The 18,694-nt window shown below is 61.8% G+C and carries 28 protein-coding genes and 1 tRNA gene; 25 read left to right on the top strand and 4 right to left on the bottom strand.

The features are described 5' to 3' along the window. Positions 1–81 precede the first annotated feature (81 nt). Positions 82–657 (bottom strand): TerD family protein, encoded by a 576-nt coding sequence (locus SOM28_RS23950; RefSeq protein ID WP_320469668.1) that lies wholly within the window; start codon positions 655–657, stop codon positions 82–84. A gap of 289 nt (positions 658–946) precedes the next feature. Here SOM28_RS23950 and SOM28_RS23945 point away from each other — a divergent pair, with 289 nt between their 5' ends. Next, a complete protein-coding gene (locus SOM28_RS23945; protein WP_320469667.1) occupies positions 947–1,702 on the top strand; it encodes an SDR family NAD(P)-dependent oxidoreductase in 756 nt (251 codons plus the stop codon). Positions 1,703–1,758: 56 nt separating this feature from the next. Further along, positions 1,759–2,223, top strand: a complete 465-nt coding sequence (locus tag SOM28_RS23940; protein WP_320469666.1) for a DUF2721 domain-containing protein — start codon at positions 1,759–1,761, stop codon at positions 2,221–2,223. A gap of 4 nt (positions 2,224–2,227) precedes the next feature. Here the strand turns inward: SOM28_RS23940 and SOM28_RS23935 are convergent, their stop codons facing one another. Continuing rightward, positions 2,228–3,118 (bottom strand): AraC family transcriptional regulator, encoded by an 891-nt coding sequence (locus tag SOM28_RS23935; RefSeq protein ID WP_320469665.1) that lies wholly within the window; start codon positions 3,116–3,118, stop codon positions 2,228–2,230. A gap of 180 nt (positions 3,119–3,298) precedes the next feature. Between SOM28_RS23935 and SOM28_RS23930 the strand changes: the two genes are divergently transcribed. Beyond that, positions 3,299–4,012, top strand: coding sequence for a type 1 glutamine amidotransferase domain-containing protein (locus SOM28_RS23930; RefSeq protein ID WP_320469664.1), 714 nt, complete (start codon positions 3,299–3,301; stop codon positions 4,010–4,012). A gap of 6 nt (positions 4,013–4,018) precedes the next feature. Here the strand turns inward: SOM28_RS23930 and SOM28_RS23925 are convergent, their stop codons facing one another. Further along, entirely contained in the window at positions 4,019–5,122 is a 1,104-nt protein-coding gene (locus SOM28_RS23925; protein WP_320469663.1) for a mechanosensitive ion channel family protein, read from the bottom strand. 36 nt (positions 5,123–5,158) lie between these two features. Continuing rightward, positions 5,159–7,477 (bottom strand): glucosylglycerol-phosphate synthase, encoded by a 2,319-nt coding sequence (gene ggpS, locus SOM28_RS23920; RefSeq protein WP_320469662.1) that lies wholly within the window; start codon positions 7,475–7,477, stop codon positions 5,159–5,161. A 416-nt stretch (positions 7,478–7,893) separates the two neighbouring features. Here ggpS and SOM28_RS23915 point away from each other — a divergent pair. The 22 genes from SOM28_RS23915 to secY all read left to right on the top strand — a co-directional run bounded on the left by SOM28_RS23915 (position 7,894) and on the right by secY (position 18,674). Continuing rightward, positions 7,894–7,970 (top strand) — tRNA-Val (locus SOM28_RS23915). Positions 7,971–8,244: 274 nt separating this feature from the next. Beyond that, positions 8,245–8,901, top strand: coding sequence for a 50S ribosomal protein L3 (gene rplC / locus SOM28_RS23910; RefSeq protein ID WP_123069934.1), 657 nt, complete (start codon positions 8,245–8,247; stop codon positions 8,899–8,901). A 2-nt stretch (positions 8,902–8,903) separates the two neighbouring features. Continuing rightward, positions 8,904–9,524, top strand: a complete 621-nt coding sequence (gene rplD / locus SOM28_RS23905) for a 50S ribosomal protein L4 (RefSeq protein WP_123069935.1) — start codon at positions 8,904–8,906, stop codon at positions 9,522–9,524. Next, entirely contained in the window at positions 9,521–9,838 is a 318-nt protein-coding gene (rplW, locus tag SOM28_RS23900; protein ID WP_123069936.1) for a 50S ribosomal protein L23, read from the top strand. The genes rplD and rplW overlap by 4 nt, the downstream gene beginning before the upstream one ends. After that, the gene (rplB, locus tag SOM28_RS23895) at positions 9,838–10,665 is read left to right on the top strand and encodes a 50S ribosomal protein L2 (RefSeq protein ID WP_123069937.1); all 828 of its coding nucleotides are present in this window, start codon (positions 9,838–9,840) and stop codon (positions 10,663–10,665) included. Before rplW ends, rplB begins: the two co-directional genes overlap by 1 nt. A gap of 9 nt (positions 10,666–10,674) precedes the next feature. Further along, on the top strand, positions 10,675–10,950 hold the full coding sequence (gene rpsS, locus SOM28_RS23890; RefSeq protein WP_123069938.1) for a 30S ribosomal protein S19: 276 nt from the start codon (positions 10,675–10,677) through the stop codon (positions 10,948–10,950). Beyond that, positions 10,947–11,279, top strand: a complete 333-nt coding sequence (rplV, locus tag SOM28_RS23885) for a 50S ribosomal protein L22 (protein WP_170976705.1) — start codon at positions 10,947–10,949, stop codon at positions 11,277–11,279. The genes rpsS and rplV overlap by 4 nt, the downstream gene beginning before the upstream one ends. A gap of 11 nt (positions 11,280–11,290) precedes the next feature. Beyond that, positions 11,291–12,118, top strand: a complete 828-nt coding sequence (gene rpsC, locus SOM28_RS23880; RefSeq protein ID WP_123069939.1) for a 30S ribosomal protein S3 — start codon at positions 11,291–11,293, stop codon at positions 12,116–12,118. A gap of 2 nt (positions 12,119–12,120) precedes the next feature. Then, positions 12,121–12,540, top strand: a complete 420-nt coding sequence (rplP, locus tag SOM28_RS23875) for a 50S ribosomal protein L16 (protein WP_005663456.1) — start codon at positions 12,121–12,123, stop codon at positions 12,538–12,540. 12 nt (positions 12,541–12,552) lie between these two features. Beyond that, the gene (gene rpmC / locus SOM28_RS23870; RefSeq protein ID WP_123069940.1) at positions 12,553–12,744 is read left to right on the top strand and encodes a 50S ribosomal protein L29; all 192 of its coding nucleotides are present in this window, start codon (positions 12,553–12,555) and stop codon (positions 12,742–12,744) included. Beyond that, positions 12,741–13,016: a 30S ribosomal protein S17 gene (rpsQ, locus tag SOM28_RS23865; RefSeq protein ID WP_123069941.1), complete on the top strand. Its 276-nt coding sequence runs from the start codon at positions 12,741–12,743 to the stop codon at positions 13,014–13,016. The genes rpmC and rpsQ overlap by 4 nt, the downstream gene beginning before the upstream one ends. Before the next feature lie 236 nt (positions 13,017–13,252). Further along, positions 13,253–13,621: a 50S ribosomal protein L14 gene (gene rplN / locus SOM28_RS23860; RefSeq protein ID WP_005663451.1), complete on the top strand. Its 369-nt coding sequence runs from the start codon at positions 13,253–13,255 to the stop codon at positions 13,619–13,621. A gap of 9 nt (positions 13,622–13,630) precedes the next feature. Further along, entirely contained in the window at positions 13,631–13,945 is a 315-nt protein-coding gene (gene rplX / locus SOM28_RS23855; RefSeq protein WP_091877211.1) for a 50S ribosomal protein L24, read from the top strand. 6 nt (positions 13,946–13,951) lie between these two features. Then, positions 13,952–14,491, top strand: coding sequence for a 50S ribosomal protein L5 (rplE, locus tag SOM28_RS23850; RefSeq protein WP_123069942.1), 540 nt, complete (start codon positions 13,952–13,954; stop codon positions 14,489–14,491). Between the two features lie 4 nt (positions 14,492–14,495). Next, entirely contained in the window at positions 14,496–14,801 is a 306-nt protein-coding gene (gene rpsN / locus SOM28_RS23845; RefSeq protein ID WP_123069943.1) for a 30S ribosomal protein S14, read from the top strand. Between the two features lie 14 nt (positions 14,802–14,815). Continuing rightward, positions 14,816–15,211, top strand: a complete 396-nt coding sequence (rpsH, locus tag SOM28_RS23840) for a 30S ribosomal protein S8 (RefSeq protein WP_123069944.1) — start codon at positions 14,816–14,818, stop codon at positions 15,209–15,211. Between the two features lie 10 nt (positions 15,212–15,221). Further along, the gene (gene rplF, locus SOM28_RS23835) at positions 15,222–15,755 is read left to right on the top strand and encodes a 50S ribosomal protein L6 (protein ID WP_320469661.1); all 534 of its coding nucleotides are present in this window, start codon (positions 15,222–15,224) and stop codon (positions 15,753–15,755) included. Positions 15,756–15,766: 11 nt separating this feature from the next. After that, on the top strand, positions 15,767–16,129 hold the full coding sequence (gene rplR / locus SOM28_RS23830; protein WP_123069946.1) for a 50S ribosomal protein L18: 363 nt from the start codon (positions 15,767–15,769) through the stop codon (positions 16,127–16,129). A gap of 12 nt (positions 16,130–16,141) precedes the next feature. Then, positions 16,142–16,660 (top strand): 30S ribosomal protein S5, encoded by a 519-nt coding sequence (gene rpsE / locus SOM28_RS23825; RefSeq protein WP_005663437.1) that lies wholly within the window; start codon positions 16,142–16,144, stop codon positions 16,658–16,660. Between the two features lie 11 nt (positions 16,661–16,671). Continuing rightward, complete coding sequence (gene rpmD, locus SOM28_RS23820) at positions 16,672–16,851, top strand: 50S ribosomal protein L30 (protein ID WP_123069947.1); 180 nt, start codon at positions 16,672–16,674, stop codon at positions 16,849–16,851. 28 nt (positions 16,852–16,879) lie between these two features. After that, positions 16,880–17,311, top strand: a complete 432-nt coding sequence (gene rplO / locus SOM28_RS23815) for a 50S ribosomal protein L15 (protein ID WP_123069948.1) — start codon at positions 16,880–16,882, stop codon at positions 17,309–17,311. Positions 17,312–17,339: 28 nt separating this feature from the next. Beyond that, positions 17,340–18,674 (top strand): preprotein translocase subunit SecY, encoded by a 1,335-nt coding sequence (secY, locus tag SOM28_RS23810; protein WP_005663430.1) that lies wholly within the window; start codon positions 17,340–17,342, stop codon positions 18,672–18,674. The last annotated feature ends 20 nt before the right edge of the window (positions 18,675–18,694 follow it).

The raw sequence follows: 18,694 nt of genomic DNA, 5'->3' as shown, positions 1-18,694 counted from the left end.
TGATCGGCCACTGGCGTGGCGTTGCAGGGTCCGCGCCGGGCGGCGCGGACCGTCAGGGAAGGGAAGCTCCCTGTGTGATTCTTAGACGTTGACGCCGAACGAGCGTGCCAGCGGACCGAGGCCGCCCTTGAAGCCCTGGCCGACGGCGCGGAACTTCCATTCGCTGCCGGCGCGGTACAGCTCACCAAAGATCATCGCGGTTTCGGTCGAGCTGTCCTCGGACAGGTCGTAGCGCGCGATTTCGGCTTCGCCGGCGGCGTTCAGGCAGCGGATATAGGCCTTGCCCACCTGGCCGAAGTTCTGGCGGCGCGCATCGGCGTCGTGGATGGTGACGCAGAACGAGATCTTGTCGATGTCGGCCGGCACGCGCGCCAGGTCGATCGTCAGCTTCTCGTCGTCGCCATCGCCCTGGCCGTCGGTGTTGTCGCCGGCGTGGGTCACCGAGCCGTCGGTCGATTTCAGGTTGTTATAGAAGATGAAGTCGGTATCGCCACGTACCTTGGCGTCGGTCTTGAGCATGAAAGCGCTACCGTCCAGGTCGAAGGCGGAACCGTCGGTCGAGCGTGGATCCCAGCCCAGGCCGATGATGACCTTGGTCAGGCCCGGTGCTTCCTTGCTCAGGTTGACGTTGCCGCCTTTTTGCAGACTGATTGCCATGCGAACTCCTTTTTCCGTTGAGGGATGAGATGGACGGCGATGTAGCTGTCGCCATCGGGATTGCATCCGCCAATATAGGCGGTAATTGATCAATTGTACATGGGGCTGGGGCGCGCGAATTTCAACATTTTTCATAGGGGGATGTACGTACTTACGCTCAGTCCAAACTACGGAATGTCACATTTGTGGATTTGGAGGATCGGGCAAAAACGAACCAGCTTCCGGCAACGGGAGAGCATGCGCCAACCCGATACTGGGTGCTCTTCCACCCCACCTCAAGGAGCACACCATGAACAAGATCGCACTCGTCACCGGCGCCAGCCGCGGCCTGGGCCGCAACACCGCGCTGCACATCGCGAAGAAGGGCGGCGACGTCATCATCACCTATCAAAGCCGCGAGCAGGAAGCCCAGGCCGTGGTCGACCAGATCCGCGCCATGGGCCGCCGGGCGCTGGCGCTGCGGCTCGACGTCGGCGACGTCGCGGGCTTTCCACTGTTCGTCGAACACCTGCGCGCCGCGCTGGGGCAGACCTGGGGCCGCGACAGCTTCGACCACCTGGTCAACAACGCCGGCCATGGCGACGCGGCGCTGATCGAGGATACCACCCAGGTCCAGTTCGATCGCCTGGTGGACGTCCACTTCAAGGGCGTGTTCTTCCTGACCCAGGCACTGCTGCCGCTGCTGGCCGACGGCGGGCGCATCGTCAACCTGTCGACCGGGCTGACGCGCGTGTCCTACCCGGGCTTCGGCGCCTATGCGGCGGTCAAGGGGGCGGTCGAGATCCTGAGCGTCTACCTGGCGCGGGAGCTGGGCAGCCGCGGCATCGCGGTCAACACGGTGGCGCCGGGGGCGATCGAGACCGATTTCCTGGGCGGCGCGGTGCGCGACACGCCGGACATGAACGCCGCCTTTGCCGGCATGATCGCGCTCGGCCGGGTCGGCGTGCCGGACGATATCGGCCCGATGATCGCCAGCCTGCTGGGCGAGGACAATCGCTGGATCACCGGCCAGCGCATCGAGGTCTCGGGCGGCCAGGTCATCTGAACGCCGGGCCGGGGCGCCCGCCCCGGCGGCTCATTACACCACGCGAGGAGAACGCCATGACCCCCGATAATCCCTTCCTGCCCCTGTCCTTCATCGCGGGGCCGGCGATCCTGACCAATGCCTGCGCCATCATGCAGAACGGCGCCGCGATCCGCTACAGCCTGGCGATCACCCACCTGCGTGAATTTCGCGCCTCGCTGGCGGCCGGCGACGATCGCTTCGCGCTGCTGTATGCCGACACCGCGCTGGCGGCGCAGCTGGTCGAGAGGAGGATCGCGCTGCTGCTTGGCGGCCTGAACCTGCTGTATGCGACGGTCGGCCTGTTCGGGCTGACTACCTTCGCCGCGCTGCTCGGCGCCTTCATCGCGGCAAGCCACCCCGGCTGGGGGGCGGCGGCGGCCCGGGTCATGGTGGGCGCCGGCGGCGTCGGCCTGTGCCTGCTGGTGGCCGCCATCGCCGCCTTCGTGCGCGAGAGCGCACTGGGCACGGCCCTGATGCGCCTGCACCGGCGCTTGGACTAGGTACTCAGGCCGCGGCGTGCAGCCGGGCCTGGGCGGCGACTTCGCGCACCGGGGGCATGCCGAACATGCGCCCGTATTCGCGCGTAAACTGCTGCACGCTCTCGTAGCCGACCGCATGGGCGGCGTTGCTCGCATTCTTGCCCTCGGCCAGCATCAGGCGCCGCGCCTCGATCAGGCGCAGCTGCTTCTGGAATTGCAGCGGCGTGAGCGAGGTCACGGCGCGGAAGTGCTGGTGGAAGGACGAGGGACTCATGCCGGCCAGCGCCGCCAGCTGCTCCACCGGCATGCGCTGGGCATAGTTGGTGCGCAGCAGCGCCACCGCGCGCGCGATGCGCCGCACCTGGCTGTCCGGCAGCCCAAGGCGCCGGATCGCGGCGCCGTGGCGTCCGGCCAGCAGCCAGTAATGGAATTCCCTGATCAACGCCCCTTTCAGCACCGGGATCGATGCCGGCCGCTCGAGCATGCGCATCAGGCGCAGCGTGACGTCCGCGAGCTGGTCCTCGGTGGGCTCGATGCGCACCGGCGCCTCGTCGCCCGCTTCCACCACCGCGATTTCCGTCATCAGGTCGGCGATGACTTCGGGCGACAGGTCCAGCGCCAGCGCGCAGTAAGGCGCGGCGGCGCTGGCTTGCGTGATCTGGCTGACGGTCGGTACGTCGGCCATGATCAGGAGCGAATCGCCGGCATTGAAGGTGAATGACTGGCTGCCCATCGTCACGTGCTTGCTGCCCTGCAGGACCAGGCAAGCCAGGGGGCGCGGGATCTGGTAACTGAGCTCGGTGCGGCCGGTCGAATAAATCGTGATCAGGCCGGGGATGGGCGTGCGGGCAATGCCGCCGGCATCGGCATTGTCTTGCGCGTGGCGCAGCACGGCGTCGAGAAGTTGGGTGTCCATGCCGCCAATAGTAGCGCCGCTTGCCCTGCTTGAAAACACGTCTGCAGGATTGGGCAAAGATTGTCGAGTTTCCGGTAACGGCAGGATGGCTGGCGGCGCGAAGATGGCTTCACCGGCGCGGCAGGTACAAAAGGCGGCGCCACCCACCCTGCAGTTTCACCGTCAACGAGGAGCTTGAGCATGAATACCACCGACACCATCCTGATCGTCCTTTCGGCCGCCGATCACTGGACCCGTACCGATGGCAGCAAGTATGAAACCGGCTACTGGGCCGAGGAATTCGTCGTCATCCACGAGAAATTCGTGCAGGCCGGCTACCGGGTCGACCTGGCCACGCCGGGAGGCGTCGAGCCGACCGCCGACTGGCGCAGCCTCGACGTCCAGTATGGCGGGGAAGAAGCGCCGCGCTACGCCGCCTACCTGGACGGCATCGCCGACATCCTGGCGCGTCCGCTGGTGCTGGCCGACGTCGATGTGTCACGGTATGTGGCCGTGGTCATCCCGGGCGGCCACGGCCCGGCCGAAGACCTGGTCGGCGACGCCGACATGGCGCGGGTGCTGTTCGAGGCGGAACGGTCGGACAAGGTGATCGGCTCGGTATGCCACGGTCCGGCGGCGCTGCTCAGCGCCGTCAGGGAAGACGACAGCTGGCTGTTTGCCGGCCGCCGGGTCACCGGTTTCAGCGATGAGGAAGAAATCGCCTTCGGCACCGCCGAGAACGCGCCCTGGCTGCTGGCCTCGCGGATGCGCCAACTGGGCGGGCTGTATGAGCGCGGCGCCGAGGATTGGAAGCCGTTCGCGATCACCGATGGCAAGCTGGTCACCGGCCAGAATCCGGCATCCAGCGCGCTGACCGCGGACGGGGTGTTGGCAGTCCTGGCCAGGACCGCCTGACGGAACCTACGTGGCCTTGGCGTCGTCCTCGCCGGTCCACGCAGCCTGTTCCACCGGCTGTTCGGCCTGCGCCGGCCCGCGGGCCAGGTGCACCGTCTGCATCGGCAGCGCCAGCGAAACCCCGCGTGCTTCGAGCCCGGCGAGGATTGCCAGGTAGATCTCCTGCTGCGTCGTCATATAGACGGCATAGTCGGTGTTGTCGACGTAGTAGACCGTCTCGTAATTGAAGCTGGGGGCGGCGATGCTGTTCAGGTGGGCACGGTCGAATCGCACCTGCGGCTGGGCGCTGACGATCTCCTTGATCATCTCCGACAGTTCTCGCAGCACTGGCGCCGGGGTCTGGTGCGATACCGCGAACTGGAACACGACGCGGCGCGATTCCATGCGGCGCAGGTTCTGGATGCGGCTCTTGAGCAGGTCGTTATTGGAGAACACGATCTGCTCGCCGGAGAGGCTGCGCACGCGGGTGGTCTTCAGGCCGATCTTCTCGACCGTGCCGAGCATCTTGTCGACGATGATGAAGTCGCCCACCACGAAGGGCTTGTCGAGCACGATGGAGAGCGAGGCGAACAGGTCGCCCAGGATGCTCTGCACCGCCAGCGCGATGGCGATACCGCCGATCCCCAGGCTGGCGACCAGGGTGGTGATGTTCACGCCCAGGTTGTCCAGCACCATCAGCGCCACCACCGCCCACAGCGCCACCCGCACCAGGAAGGTGATGGCGGCCGAGGAGGTGATGCGGTCCGGGTCTTCGTTGCGCTGGGCGCGCGTCGCCAGCAGCCAGGCGCGCAGCGCGCGGTCGCCCCAGATCGCGACCTGGAACAGCATCGCGGTGATGGTGACGCGGCCGATGAACAGCTGCGCCTTGTCCGACAGCACCAGGAAGCTGGCGCCGGCGTAGATGCCGACGATGACCAGCACCAGCAGCTTGGTCGAACGCAGCGCGGCGACCGCGATATCGTCCCATTTGGCGTCGGTGCGCGCGGCCAGCGCCGCCAGGCGCCGCGCCAGGATCGACTTGACGGCGTCCAGCCCGGCCGCCACGGCCGCGACCACGGCCAGCGCGACCAGCCAGTCGGCGACCGGATTCTTGAGGATGACGTATTCCATCACGGTTTCATTTCCCTTTCATTCAATGTTCAGGCTTCAGGCGACGGAGCGCTCTTCCTGCGCGTCATCCTGGCCGGATGCCGGCAGCGCCGCCAGTGCGGCCAGGAAGTCGTCGCCCCAGCGCGCCACGTCGCGGTCGTTCACGATCGCCGCCATGCGTCCGGAGCGGTAGGCCACTTCGTCGGCGCCCATGGTCAGTGCGTGGTACAGGGTCGCGCTCATCGCATTCCTGTCATACGGGTTCACCAGCAGCGCGCCGTGCAGCTCGACGGCGGCGCCGGCGAATTCGGACAGCACCAGCGTGCCCGGACGGCCGGCGGCATGGCGGGTGGCCACGTATTCCTTCGCCACCAGGTTCAGGCCGTCGCGCAGCGGCGTGATCCAGGCGACGTCGCAGGCGGCGTAGTGGGCCACCACGTCCTCGAAGGGCAGCGAGCGGTAGAAGTAGCGCACCGGCACCCAGTCCAGGGTCGAGAAGCGGCCATTGATGCGGCCGACCACGCGATCGAGTTCCTCGCGCAGGCTGTCATAGATCTCCATGCCCGACGCCGCCGGCGTGATGATGTTGATCAGCATGACTTTCCCCAACAGCTCGGGATGCTGTTCGAGCATGCGCTCATACGCTTGCAGCTTCTCCAGCGAGCCTTTCACGTAGTCGAGGCGCTCGATCGAGATGATGCCGGTGCGGCCATCCAGGTACTCGTCCCATTCGGTGATCTGGCGCTGGACGTCGCCGCTCTTGACCAGGTCTGCGATCAGGCCGGCGTTGGTGCCCACCGGATGGGCGCCCAGCGTGACCCGGCGTCCGCCCACTTCGAGCGCGGTGTGCATGCGGTCCACGCCCAGCGCGCAGCCGAAGGTCAGGTAGCGCGGCGCGCACGGCACGGCGTCCAGCACCTCGACCGGTGCGCAGGAGCGCGCGGCGTCGACGAAGTTCTCGACGTAGCGCGGGATGTGGAAGCCCACGTAGTCGCACTGCAGCAGGCTGCCGATGATGTCGTTCCGCCACGGCAGGATGTTGAATACGTCGGAAGACGGGAAGGCGGTGTGGTGGAAGAAGGCGATCGTCAGGTCGGGACGCAGCGGGCGCAGGAAGGCCGGCACCATCCACAGGTTGTAGTCGTGGATCCAGGCGGTGGCGCCGGGCGCCGCCTCGCGCGCGGTCTGCTCGGCGAACAGGCGGTTCACCTCCAGGAAGCGTTCCCAGTGGTCCTGGCGGAATTCGGCTTTATCGGGGAAGGAGAAGATGATCGGCCAGAACGCCTCTTTCGAGAACTTCTTGTAGAACTGGTCGATGTCGTCCGCCGTCAGGGGAATCCGGGCCGCCTTGAGCTGCGGGTAGCGCTGCGCATCGACGGCCACGTGCGGGATGAAACCGGTCGGCGTCCGGCTGGCCTGCTGCGACCAGGCCACCCACGAGCCCTTGCGGCCGCCGGCGAAAAAGCTGAGCAGGGTCGGCATGATGCCGTTCGGGCTTTTCGGGCGGCGCTGGTACGTCACGCCGCCTTCCACCACTTCGTCATACGGCAGGCGGTGGTAGACCATGACCAGCTCGGCCTCGCCGTACGAGGTCGCGTCATGCGCCGCGGCGTCGCCGTCCAGGCGCAGACCATGGCGGTCGAAGGCCTGCAGGATGCCGCCGCAGCCGGCGGCGTCGGCCACCACCACGCGCGGCATCTTGCGCACCGCCTGCACCAGCGCCGGTTCGGCGGCGCCGACCACCACGCCGCGGAAACCCGCCTCGAACATCGACAGGTCGTTCAGGGTGTCGCCCGCCACCACGATATGGGCCGGATCGAAGCCGGCCACTTCCGCCAGGCGGCGCACCGCGACGCCCTTGCCGACGCCGCGCGGCAGCACGTCCAGGTAGCGGCCGGCCGAGAACAGCAGGTCGCAGTCGAGGGCGTCGACGGCAGCGCGCAGCGCGGGTGTGATGGCATCCTCGGTGGCGTAGAAGGAGACGCGGCGTTCCTGCGGCACCGACTGGCGCACCAGCTCGGGAAAGTCGGCCAGCGCTTTCAATACCGCCTGGCTGCCCGGCCAGCGCGACGCGATTCTCTGCGCCAGCGGCTCGACCGGCCGCAGGTCGGCGTCGACGATGGTGGCGCCGACGTCGGCGATGATGTAGTGGGGACGCGGCACCGTTGGGTCGGACAGCAGGGGAATGACGGTTTCCAGGCCGCGGCCGGTGACGAACACCAGTTTCGCCTCCGGCAGGGCGCCGGAAAACAGTTCGCGGATGCGGCGCCGCGCCTCGTGGGTGCCGGCCAGCAGCGTACCGTCGAGGTCAGTGGCCAGGACCAGGCGTGAGGGATCGAGCTGGCGCGGCCAGTGGCGGGTTTCAATGACAGTCATTCTTGTTCATCCTTTGCAGCGATGCGTCCGCCCAATAGCCAGGGGTTGGGAGGCGGACCGGGTCTGGGCCCACGGTGCTCGCCGGGGAGGCGCGCGGGCCGGAGAAAGGCGGGACGGGGACCTGCGCTCTCTTCTAGTTGAATGCGCGATCGACACGTCGGGAACCGCCAGGCGGAGGAGGGAGGGCAGCGCCGGCATGGTTGCCGGAATCACGTGCGCCAGGTGCGCGCGACACGGCCGTCCCTCGAAAAACATTTGTACAATAGCATTTCACGGCGGCATCTTCAACCCGCGATTTCCTTGAGCGACGCGAGCGCGGCCGTCGTGGGCGCAGCAGGGAAGCGGCAGGGAATTGACGAGCACACGAAAAAAGCTATTGCAAAACTTTAAGCCGGGCACTTATAATTCGGCTCCCCGGGCGGTTAGTTCAGCTGGTTAGAATACTTGGTCGACATCCAAGGGGTCGCAGGTTCGAATCCTGCACCGCCCACCAGACTTCCAGATCGCAGGCTCCCAGCAATGGTCGTAGCCTGTAGAGAAAAGACACAGCGGTGTGTCTTTTCTGTGCCGCTCAGCTAGAGTGGATTCTTCTTTCTCCAGATACTGCGAAAAGCGCAACAGGCCGGATTCGACTCCGATTTTTCCTGTTGCGCCGAAGCCTTTTGCGCGTTATACTAGCCGGCTTCGGTATGGGTGCCTCTTTTATTGCCCATATTATTTAGTAGTTCAACTACCCCCGCCCAATCGTAGGTGGGAATGGAGAAAAAATGAGCTTGGGCCTTCTCGGTCGCAAGGTTGGCATGATGCGTATCTTCACGGATGACGGCGATTCGATCCCTGTCACTGTGCTGGATGTGTCGAACAACCGTGTCGCACAAATCAAAACCCCTGAAACTGATGGCTACACCGCAGTTCAGGTCGTCTACGGCCAGCGTCGCGCTTCGCGCGTGACCAAAGCTGCTGCCGGTCACTACGCCAAAGCTGGCGTCGAAGCCGGTACGATGCTGAAAGAATTCCGCATCGATTCCACCAAAGCCGCCGAACTCAAAGCTGGTGATGTCATCGCCGCTTCGCTGTTCGAAGTGGGCCAGAAAATCGACGTGCAAGGCACCTCGATCGGTAAGGGCTACGCCGGTACCATCAAGCGTCACAACTTCGCCTCGGGTCGCCAGACCCACGGTAACTCGCGTTCGCACAACGTTCCTGGCTCGATCGGTATGGCCCAGGATCCAGGCCGCGTGTTCCCAGGCAAGCGCATGACCGGTCACATGGGCGACGTTACCGTCACCACCCAGAACCTGGAAGTGGCTCGCATCGACACCGAACGTCAGCTGCTGCTGATCAAGGGTGCCGTTCCTGGCGCGAAGAACGGCCAAGTGGTCGTCAAGCCAGCTGTCAAAACCAAAGCCAAGAAAGGAGCGTAAGCATGGAACTGAAGCTCCTGAATGAGCAAGGTCAAGCTGGCGCCAACGTTGCAGCAACCGACGAAGTGTTCGGTCGTGAATACAACGAAGCCCTGATCCACCAGATCGTCGTCGCCTACGCTGCCAACGCACGTAGCGGCAACCGCAAGCAGAAGGACCGTGAAGAAGTCCACCACACGACCAAGAAGCCATGGCGCCAAAAAGGTACCGGCCGTGCTCGTGCTGGTATGTCGTCGTCGCCTCTGTGGCGCGGCGGTGGTCGTATCTTCCCGAACACCCCGGACGAGAACTTCTCGCACAAAGTTAACAAGAAGATGTTCCGTGCAGGTATCTGCTCGATCTTCTCGCAACTGGCTCGCGAAGGCCGCCTGAACGTGGTCGAAAACCTGTCGATCGAAGCTCCAAAGACCAAGCTGCTGTCGCAAAAACTGCAGACCATGGGCCTGGAATCGGTCCTGGTGATCACCGACACCATCGATGAGAACCTCGACCTGGCATCGCGCAACCTGCCGCACGTGCTGGTCGTCGAGCCGAAGCACGCTGATCCGATGTCGCTGGTGTTCTACAAAAAAGTCCTGGTCACGAAAGCTGCTCTGGCCAAGATCGAGGAGATGTACGCATGAGCGCCGCAATCAAATTCAGCGAAGAGCGCCTGATGAAGGTGCTGCTGGCTCCGATCATTTCCGAGAAGGCTACCTTCGTTGCGGAAAAGAACGAGCAGATCGTGTTCAAGGTCCTGCCTGACGCGACCAAGCCAGAAATCAAGGCTGCCGTCGAGATGCTGTTCAAGGTCGAAGTGGAATCGGTGCAAACCGTGAACCGCGAAGGCAAGCAAAAGCGTTCGGGCCGTTTCACCGGTCGTCGCAACCACACCAAGCGTGCTTTCGTGTGCCTGAAGCCAGGCCAGGAAATCAATTTTGTCGAGGAGGCTAAATAATGGCACTCGTAAAGATGAAGCCAACCTCCCCAGGCCGTCGCGGCATGGTGAAAGTTGTGACCGAAGGCCTGTACAAAGGTCGTCCGCTCGCAGCCCTGGTTGAAAAGAAATCGAAAACTGCCGGCCGTAACAACAACGGTCACATCACCACCCGTCACAAGGGCGGTGGCCACAAGCAGCACTACCGTCTGGTCGACTTCAAGCGCCAGAAGGACGGCATTCCTGCCAAGGTCGAGCGTATTGAATACGACCCGAACCGTACCGCGCACATCGCACTGCTGTGCTACGCGGACGGCGAGCGTCAGTACATCATCGCCACCAAAGGCATGGCTGTCGGCGACGCGATCATGAACGGCTCGGAAGCGCCGATCAAAGCCGGTAACTGCCTGCCAATCCGCAACATCCCGGTCGGTACCGTGATGAACTGCGTCGAAATGCTGCCAGGTAAGGGTGCCCAGATGGCCCGTACCGCCGGCGCCGGCGTCGTGCTGATGGCCCGTGAAGGCACCTACGCCCAGGTTCGCCTGCGCTCGGGTGAAGTCCGTCGCGTGCACATCGAGTGCCGCGCTACCGTTGGCGAAGTCGGCAATGCCGAACACAGCCTGCGCAAGATCGGTAAGGCTGGCGCGATGCGCTGGCGCGGTGTTCGTCCTACCGTCCGCGGTGTGGTCATGAACCCGGTCGATCACCCGCACGGTGGTGGTGAAGGTAAAACTGCAGCCGGTCGTCACCCAGTGTCGCCATGGGGCCAGCAGACCAAGGGCAAGCGTACGCGTTCGAACAAGCGCACGTCGTCGATGATCGTTTCGCGCCGCGGCAAGAAATAAGGATAAAAAATGACTCGTTCATTGAAAAAAGGGCCGTTCATTGACGCCCACCTGGTGAAAAAAGTCGAGACCGCGCAAGCGACCAAAGACAAAAAGCCAGTCAAAACCTGGTCGCGCCGCTCGACGATCTCGCCAGACTTCATCGGTCTGACGATCGCTGTCCACAACGGCAAAGTGCACGTGCCTGTGTACGTGTCGGAGAACATGGTCGGCCACAAGCTCGGCGAATTCGCGCTGACCCGTACGTTCAAGGGCCACGCCGCTGACAAGAAGGCGAAACGATAATGGAAACTAAAGCAATCCTCAAAGGCGTACGCCTTTCGGAACAAAAAGGCCGTCTGGTCGCCGATCTGATTCGTGGCAAGAAAGTTGACGCAGCACTCAACATTCTGCAATTCAGCCCGAAAAAAGGCGCGACCATCATCAAGAAGGTTCTCGAGTCGGCTATCGCCAACGCGGAACACAACGATGGCGCCGACATCGACGAACTGAAAGTGGTTCAGATCTATGTCGAAAAGGGCCCGATCCTCAAGCGCTTTACTGCACGTGCAAAAGGCCGCGGCGATCGCATTTCCAAACAATCCTGTCACGTTTACGTGACTGTCGGTAACTAAGGAGTCATACGATGGGTCAGAAAATCCACCCAACCGGCTTCCGCCTGGCGGTCACCCGTAACTGGGCGTCGCGCTGGTATGCTGGTAACGGCAACTTCGCTTCGATGCTGCAGGAAGACCTGGAAGCCCGCGCTTTCCTGAAAAAGAAGCTGAAGAACGCTTCGGTCGGCCGTATCGTCATCGAGCGTCCTGCCAAGAACGCACGCTTCACCATTTACTCGTCGCGCCCTGGTGTCGTGATCGGTAAAAAAGGCGAAGACATCGAAGTGCTGAAAACGTCGCTGGCGAAGATCATGGGCGTGCCCGTGCACGTCAACATCGAAGAGATCCGCAAGCCAGAGATCGATTCGCAGCTGATCGCCGACTCGATCTCGCAGCAGCTCGAAAAGCGCATCATGTTCCGTCGCGCCATGAAGCGCGCAATGCAAAATGCAATGCGCCTGGGCGCCGTCGGCATCAAGATCATGTCGTCGGGCCGCCTGAACGGTATCGAAATCGCACGTACCGAATGGTACCGCGAAGGCCGTGTGCCACTGCACACCCTGCGCGCCGATATCGACTACGGCACCAGCGAAGCATCGACCACCTACGGCATCATCGGCGTCAAGGTCTGGGTCTACAAGGGCGACCGTTCGGTCACCGGCGAAGCACCAGTCATCGACACCCCGCCAGATGAGAAGAAGCCACGCGGCCCACGTCGTGACGACGGCAAGCCATCGCGCGGTCCACGTCCAGCCGGCGGTGCACGTCCAGCTGCCGCGCCAACCGTGCGCGCTCGCCCAGCTGTCAAGCTGGCGACCCCGGCTGCCGCTGCACCCGCTGAGAAAGCAGGAGAATAAGCATGCTGCAACCATCGCGCAGGAAGTATCGTAAAGAGCAGAAAGGCCGTAACACCGGCATTTCGCACACCCGCGGCACCGCGGTCTCGTTCGGTGAATTCGGTCTGAAGGCAGTTGCCCGCGGCCGTATCACCGCACGCCAGATCGAAGCGGCACGTCGCGCCATGACCCGTCACATCAAGCGTGGCGGTCGTATCTGGATCCGTATCTTCCCGGACAAGCCGATTTCGAACAAGCCGGCCGAAGTCCGTATGGGTAACGGTAAGGGTAATCCAGAGTACTACGTCGCTGAAATCCAGCCAGGCAAAGTCCTGTACGAGATGGATGGCGTCGCAGAAGAACTGGCGCGCGAAGCGTTCCGCCTGGCCGCTGCCAAACTGCCACTGGCTACCACTTTCGTGGTTCGCCAAGTCGGCCAATAACAGGAGTTGAATATGAAAGCATCGGAACTCCGCGGCAAAGACCAGGAAGCGCTGCAGAAGGAGCTGAACGAGCTGCTCAAGGCCCAATTCGGTCTGCGCATGCAAGTCGCCACCCAGCAGCTCGGTAACACTTCGCAGCTGAAAAAAGTACGTCGCGATATCGCGCGTGTGAAGACTGTGATGAACACGAAGGAAGCCAAATGACCGACACCACCATCAAAACGGCGCTGAAGCGTACGCTGGTCGGCAAAGTCGTGTCCGATAAAATGGACAAGACGGTTACCGTCCTGATCGAACGTCACGTCAAGCACCCGCTGTACGGCAAGATCATCGTGCGCTCGAACAAGTATCACGCGCACGACGAAGCGAACGAAGCGAAAATCGGTGACACCGTCGAGATCGCAGAAGGTCGTCCGATCTCGAAGACGAAGGCGTGGACTGTGACCAAAGTGTTGCAAGTCGCACAGGTACTGTAAGTACCCATAAAATTTGTCTTGCGTGGCCCGCTGGTATCTGAGATACTAGCGGGCTTCGTTCATGTGTTGCCGCAGTTATCCCCCGCGGTACAGCGGCCTGTAACGAAAGTGTTTTTGGAAAGTCCATCACCCAAACATGGGGCTCCAGCAGGGGCGTCATGGCGGGACCAAGACTGACCGCAGGCCCACGGTTCTCCGTGGGGTTTTCTACGGCTTAAGTTGGGAAAGAAACTACTATGATTCAAACCGAAAGCCGGCTCGAAGTAGCCGACAACACCGGTGCCAAGGAAGTTCTGTGCATCAAGGTGTTGGGCGGCTCGAAGCGCCGTTACGCGAGCATTGGCGACATCATCAAGGTCACCGTTAAAGTCGCAGCCCCACGTGGCCGCGTCAAAAAGGGTGAAATTTACAATGCCGTGGTTGTGCGTACCGCCAAAGGTGTGCGCCGCCAGGATGGTTCCCTGGTCAAGTTCGACGGCAATGCCGCTGTCCTGCTGAACGCCAAGCTGGAGCCAATCGGTACCCGTATCTTCGGACCAGTCACGCGCGAACTGCGCACTGAAAAGTTCATGAAGATCGTGTCGCTGGCACCTGAAGTTCTGTAAGGATTCGACATGGATAAGATTCGTAAAAACGACGAAGTCATCGTTCTGGCCGGTAAGGACAAGGGCAAGCGTGGCGTCGTTCAGAAGCGTGTAGACGCTGAACACGTCATCGTCGAAGGCGTCAACGTCGCTAAAAAAGCGACCAAGCCTAACCCGATGACCGGTGTTACTGGTGGTATCGTCGACAAGACCATGCCGATTCACGTGTCGAACGTCGCGCTGTTCAACGCAGCGACCGGCAAGGCAGATCGCGTTGGCTTCAAAGACCAGGACGGCAAAAAAGTCCGCGTCTTCAAGTCGAGCGGCGAAGTAGTGAAAGGGTAAGAAGAAATGGCCCGTCTCCAAGCAATTTACAAAGAAAAAGTCGTCGCCGAGCTGACCGAGAAATTCGGTTACAAATCGGTGATGGAAGTGCCACGCCTGACCAAGATCACCCTGAACATGGGTCTGTCGGAAGCAGTCGCCGACAAGAAGATCATCGAGCACGCTACTGGCGACCTGACCAAGATCGCCGGCCAGAAGCCAGTGATCACCAAGGCACGCAAGGCAATCGCTGGTTTCAAGATCCGCGAAGGCTACCCGATCGGCACGATGGTGACCCTGCGCGGCGCCCGCATGTACGAATTCCTGGACCGTTTCATCACCGTGGCCCTGCCGCGCGTGCGTGACTTCCGCGGTGTCAATGGCAAATCGTTCGATGGTCGCGGCAACTACAACATCGGTGTCAAAGAGCAGATCATCTTCCCAGAGATCGACTACGACAAGATCGATGCACTGCGCGGCATGAACATCTCGATCACCACGACTGCTAAGACCGACGAAGAAGCCAAAGCGCTGCTCGCCGCCTTCAAATTCCCGTTCAGGAACTAAGAGCATGGCAAAACTTGCACTGATTAACCGCGAACAGAAGCGTGCAGACCTGGTGGAGAAATTCGCCCCGAAGCGTGCCGCTCTGAAAGCAATCATCGACGACCAGTCGAAGTCGGAAGAAGAACGTTACGAAGCGCGCCTGAAGCTGCAAGCGCTGCCGCGTAACTCGGCACCGACCCGTCAGCGTAACCGCTGCGCCATCACTGGCCGTCCACGTGGCACTTTCCGTAAATTCGGTCTGGCACGTACCAAACTCCGCGAATTCGCCATGAAGGGCGAAATTCCGGGTATGACCAAAGCAAGCTGGTAATAGGAGAATATGCAATGAGTATGAGCGATCCTATCGCCGATATGCTGACCCGCATTCGCAACGCACAAGTCGTCCAGAAAACCACGGTCGCAATGCCGTCGTCGAAAGTCAAGGTTGCCATTGCCAACGTCCTGAAGGACGAGGGTTACATTGAAGATTTCGCAGTGTCGTCGGCTGACGGCAAATCGGAACTGAAAATCGGTTTGAAGTATTACACTGGCCGTCCGGTCATCGAGCGCCTCGAGCGCGTGTCCCGTCCAGGCCTGCGTATCTACAAGGGCAAAGACGAGATCCCAACCGTCATGAACGGCCTGGGCGTGGCAATCGTGTCGACTCCGCAAGGCGTCATGACTGATCGCAAAGCACGCGCTACCGGTGTCGGTGGCGAAGTGATTTGCTACGTGGCTTAAGGAGTAGACGATGTCTCGAGTAGCTAAGATGCCAATCGCCGTCCCTGCCGGTACCGAAGTCGCGATCAACGCGTCGTCGATCACCGTCAAGGGCCCGCTGGGCACCCTGACCCAGGCCCTGAACGGCCTGGTCAAAGTAGAAAACAACAATGGCACGCTGACCTTCAACGTGATCGACGATTCGCGTGAATCGAACGCCATGTCGGGCACCCTGCGCGCCCTGGTCAACAACATGGTTACCGGTGTCACCAAGGGTTTCGAGCGCAAGCTGAACCTGGTGGGCGTGGGCTACAAGGCAGCAGTGCAGGGCAACGCCCTGAACCTGTCGCTGGGCTTCTCGCACCCGGTCCTGCACGCGATGCCTGAAGGCGTCACCGCAGTGACCCCGACCCCGACCGAGATCCTGATCAAGGGTATCGATCGTCAAAAGGTCGGCCAGGTCGCCGCTGAAGTGCGCGCTTACCGCTCCCCTGAGCCTTACAAGGGCAAGGGCGTCCGTTATTCGGACGAAGTGGTCAAGCTTAAAGAAACCAAGAAGAAATAATCGGAGCAGACATGGACAAGAAACAATCCCGTCTGCGTCGTGGCCGTCAGACCCGCATCAAGATTGCCCAGCTGGGCGTGAACCGTCTGTCGGTTCACCGCACCAACCTGCACATCTACGCGAACCTGATCAGCCCGGACGCAAAAGTACTGGTGTCGGCTTCGACCCTGGAAGCGGAAGTGCGCGCCGAACTGGCTGGCCAGACCGGCGCCGGCGGCAACGCTGCAGCAGCTGCCCTGGTTGGCAAGCGCGTCGCAGAAAAAGCACTGAAAGCAGGAATCACCGAAGTTGCGTTCGATCGCTCGGGTTTCCGTTACCACGGTCGGGTGAAGGCGCTGGCGGAAGCCGCGCGTGAAGCCGGTCTGAAGTTCTAAGGAAGAATCGTCATGGCAAAAATGCAAGCGAAAATGGCAAGCGACAAGCCGGATGATGGCATGCGCGAAAAAATGATCGCGATCAACCGCGTGACCAAAGTGGTCAAGGGTGGTCGTATCATGGGTTTTGCAGCGCTGACCGTTGTCGGTGACGGCGATGGCCGCATCGGCATGGGCAAGGGCAAGTCGAAGGAAGTTCCAGTCGGCGTGCAAAAAGCGATGGAAGAAGCCCGCCGCAACCTGATCAAGGTGCCACTCAAGAACGGTACCCTGCATCACACCGTGTCCGGTCGTCACGGCGCCTCGCGCGTCATGATGATGCCAGCGAAACCTGGTACCGGCGTGATCGCTGGTGGCGCAATGCGCGCTATCTTCGAAGTGATGGGCGTGACCGACGTGGTCGCCAAGTCGACCGGTTCGTCGAATCCTTACAACCTGGTGCGCGCAACTCTCGACGGTCTGTCGAAGATGAGCACCGCGGCTGACATCGCTGCCAAGCGCGGCAAGTCGGTCGAAGACATCGTCGGTTAAGGGGAAATAACATGGCAAACACCGTTAAAGTTCAGCTCGTCAAGGGCCTGATCGGTACCCGTCAAGACCACCGTGCCACCGTGCGCGGCCTGGGCCTGCGTCGCGTCAACTCGGTCTCCGAGCTGCAAGACACCCCATCCGTGCGTGGCATGATCAACAAAGTCTCGTACCTCGTGAAAGTTGTTTCGTAAGCCTTCGGGCTTGTGAACGGAGAAATCAATGGAACTCAATACCATTCAACCAGCTGACGGCGCCAAGCACTACAAGCGTCGCGTTGGTCGCGGCATTGGCTCCGGTCTGGGCAAGACTGCCGGCCGTGGTCACAAGGGTCAGAAATCGCGTTCGGGCGGCTTCCACAAAGTCGGCTTCGAAGGCGGTCAGATGCCTCTGCAGCGCCGTCTGCCGAAGCGTGGCTTCAAATCGCTGAACGCGACCTTCAAGGCTGAAGTTCGTCTGTCCGACCTGAACAACCTGGCTGTCGGCGATGTCGACATCATGGTGCTCAAGCAGGCAGGCATCCTGTCGGTCCTGGCACGCGACGTGCGCGTCATCCTGTCCGGCGAGATCACCAAAGCGGTGAACCTCAAGGGCCTGAAAGCGACCGCTGGCGCGAAAGCAGCGATCGAAGCAGCTGGCGGCTCGGTCGCGTAAAGCGACCGCTGCCTGATCGGAGCAAAAATTGGCGACTAATTCACAACTTGGTAAAAGCGCCGCTTCCGGATTCCCCTGGGGCCGGCTGTGGTTTTTGCTTGGCGCATTGGTCGTGTACCGCATCGGTGCTCACATCCCGGTTCCCGGGATTGACCCGGTGCAGCTCGCTGCGCTGTTCAAGCAGAACGAGGGCGGCATCCTTGGCATGTTCAACATGTTCTCGGGTGGCGCCTTGTCCCGCTTTACCGTGTTCGCGCTCGGCATCATGCCTTACATTTCGGCTTCGATCATCATGCAGCTTGCATCGATCGTCTCGCCGCAACTCGAGGCGTTGAAGAAAGAGGGCGAAGCCGGCCGCCGCAAGATCACCCAGTACACCCGTTACTTCACGGTGGCACTGGCGTTGTTCCAGGCGTTCGGCATCGCAGTCGCGCTCGAGGCGCAACCTGGCCTGGTCATCGACCCTGGTCTCGGTTTCCGCTTCGTGACCGTCGTTACCCTCTTGACCGGCACCATGTTCCTCATGTGGCTGGGCGAGCAGATCACTGAACGTGGTCTTGGCAACGGCATTTCGATCATCATCTTTGCCGGTATCGCAGCAGGTCTGCCTTCGGCCCTGGGCGGCTTGTTCACCCTGGTCTCGAACGGTTCGATCGGCAGCTTCTCGGCCATCCTGATCGTGGTCCTGGTGGCTGCGGTGACGTATGCGGTGGTGTTCGTGGAACGCGGGCAGCGCAAGATCCTGGTCAATTACGCGAAACGTCAGGTCGGCAACAAGATCTACGGTGGCCAAACCAGCCACCTGCCCTTGAAGCTGAACATGGCAGGCGTGATCCCGCCGATCTTCGCATCGTCGATCATTCTGTTCCCGGCGACGATTGTCGACTGGTTCACTCGCGGCAAGGATTCGTCCGGCCCGGTGATCGGGTTCCTGAAGGATCTGGCGGCGTCGATGGCGCCAGGCGAGCCAATCCACGCTTTGCTGTATGCGGTGGCGATCGTGTTCTTCTGCTTCTTCTACACCGCGCTGGTATTCAACAGCAAGGAAACGGCGGATAACTTGAAGAAGAGCGGCGCGTTTGTTCCGGGCATCCGTCCGGGCGAGCAAACCGCACGTTACATCGACAAGATCCTGATGCGCCTGACCCTGGCCGGTGCAGTCTATATCACCCTGGTGTGCCTGGTGCCGGAGTTCATGACCGCCCAGTGGAAGGTTCCCTTCTACTTCGGTGGCACGTCGCTCCTGATCATCGTGGTGGTGACGATGGACTTCATGGCACAAGTGCAGAACTACGTCATGTCGCAACAATATGATTCACTGTTGCGGAAGGCCAACTTCAAGGGTGGAGTTCCGACGCGATAAGCGACGGAGTGCATAGAGCG

Source organism: Massilia sp. CFBP9026, from assembly GCF_034045165.1.
Classification (GTDB): domain Bacteria; phylum Pseudomonadota; class Gammaproteobacteria; order Burkholderiales; family Burkholderiaceae_D; genus Telluria; species Telluria arenae.
The sequence above is the reverse complement of the archived record's forward strand: the minus strand, read 5'-3'. Positions and strand labels throughout refer to the sequence as shown.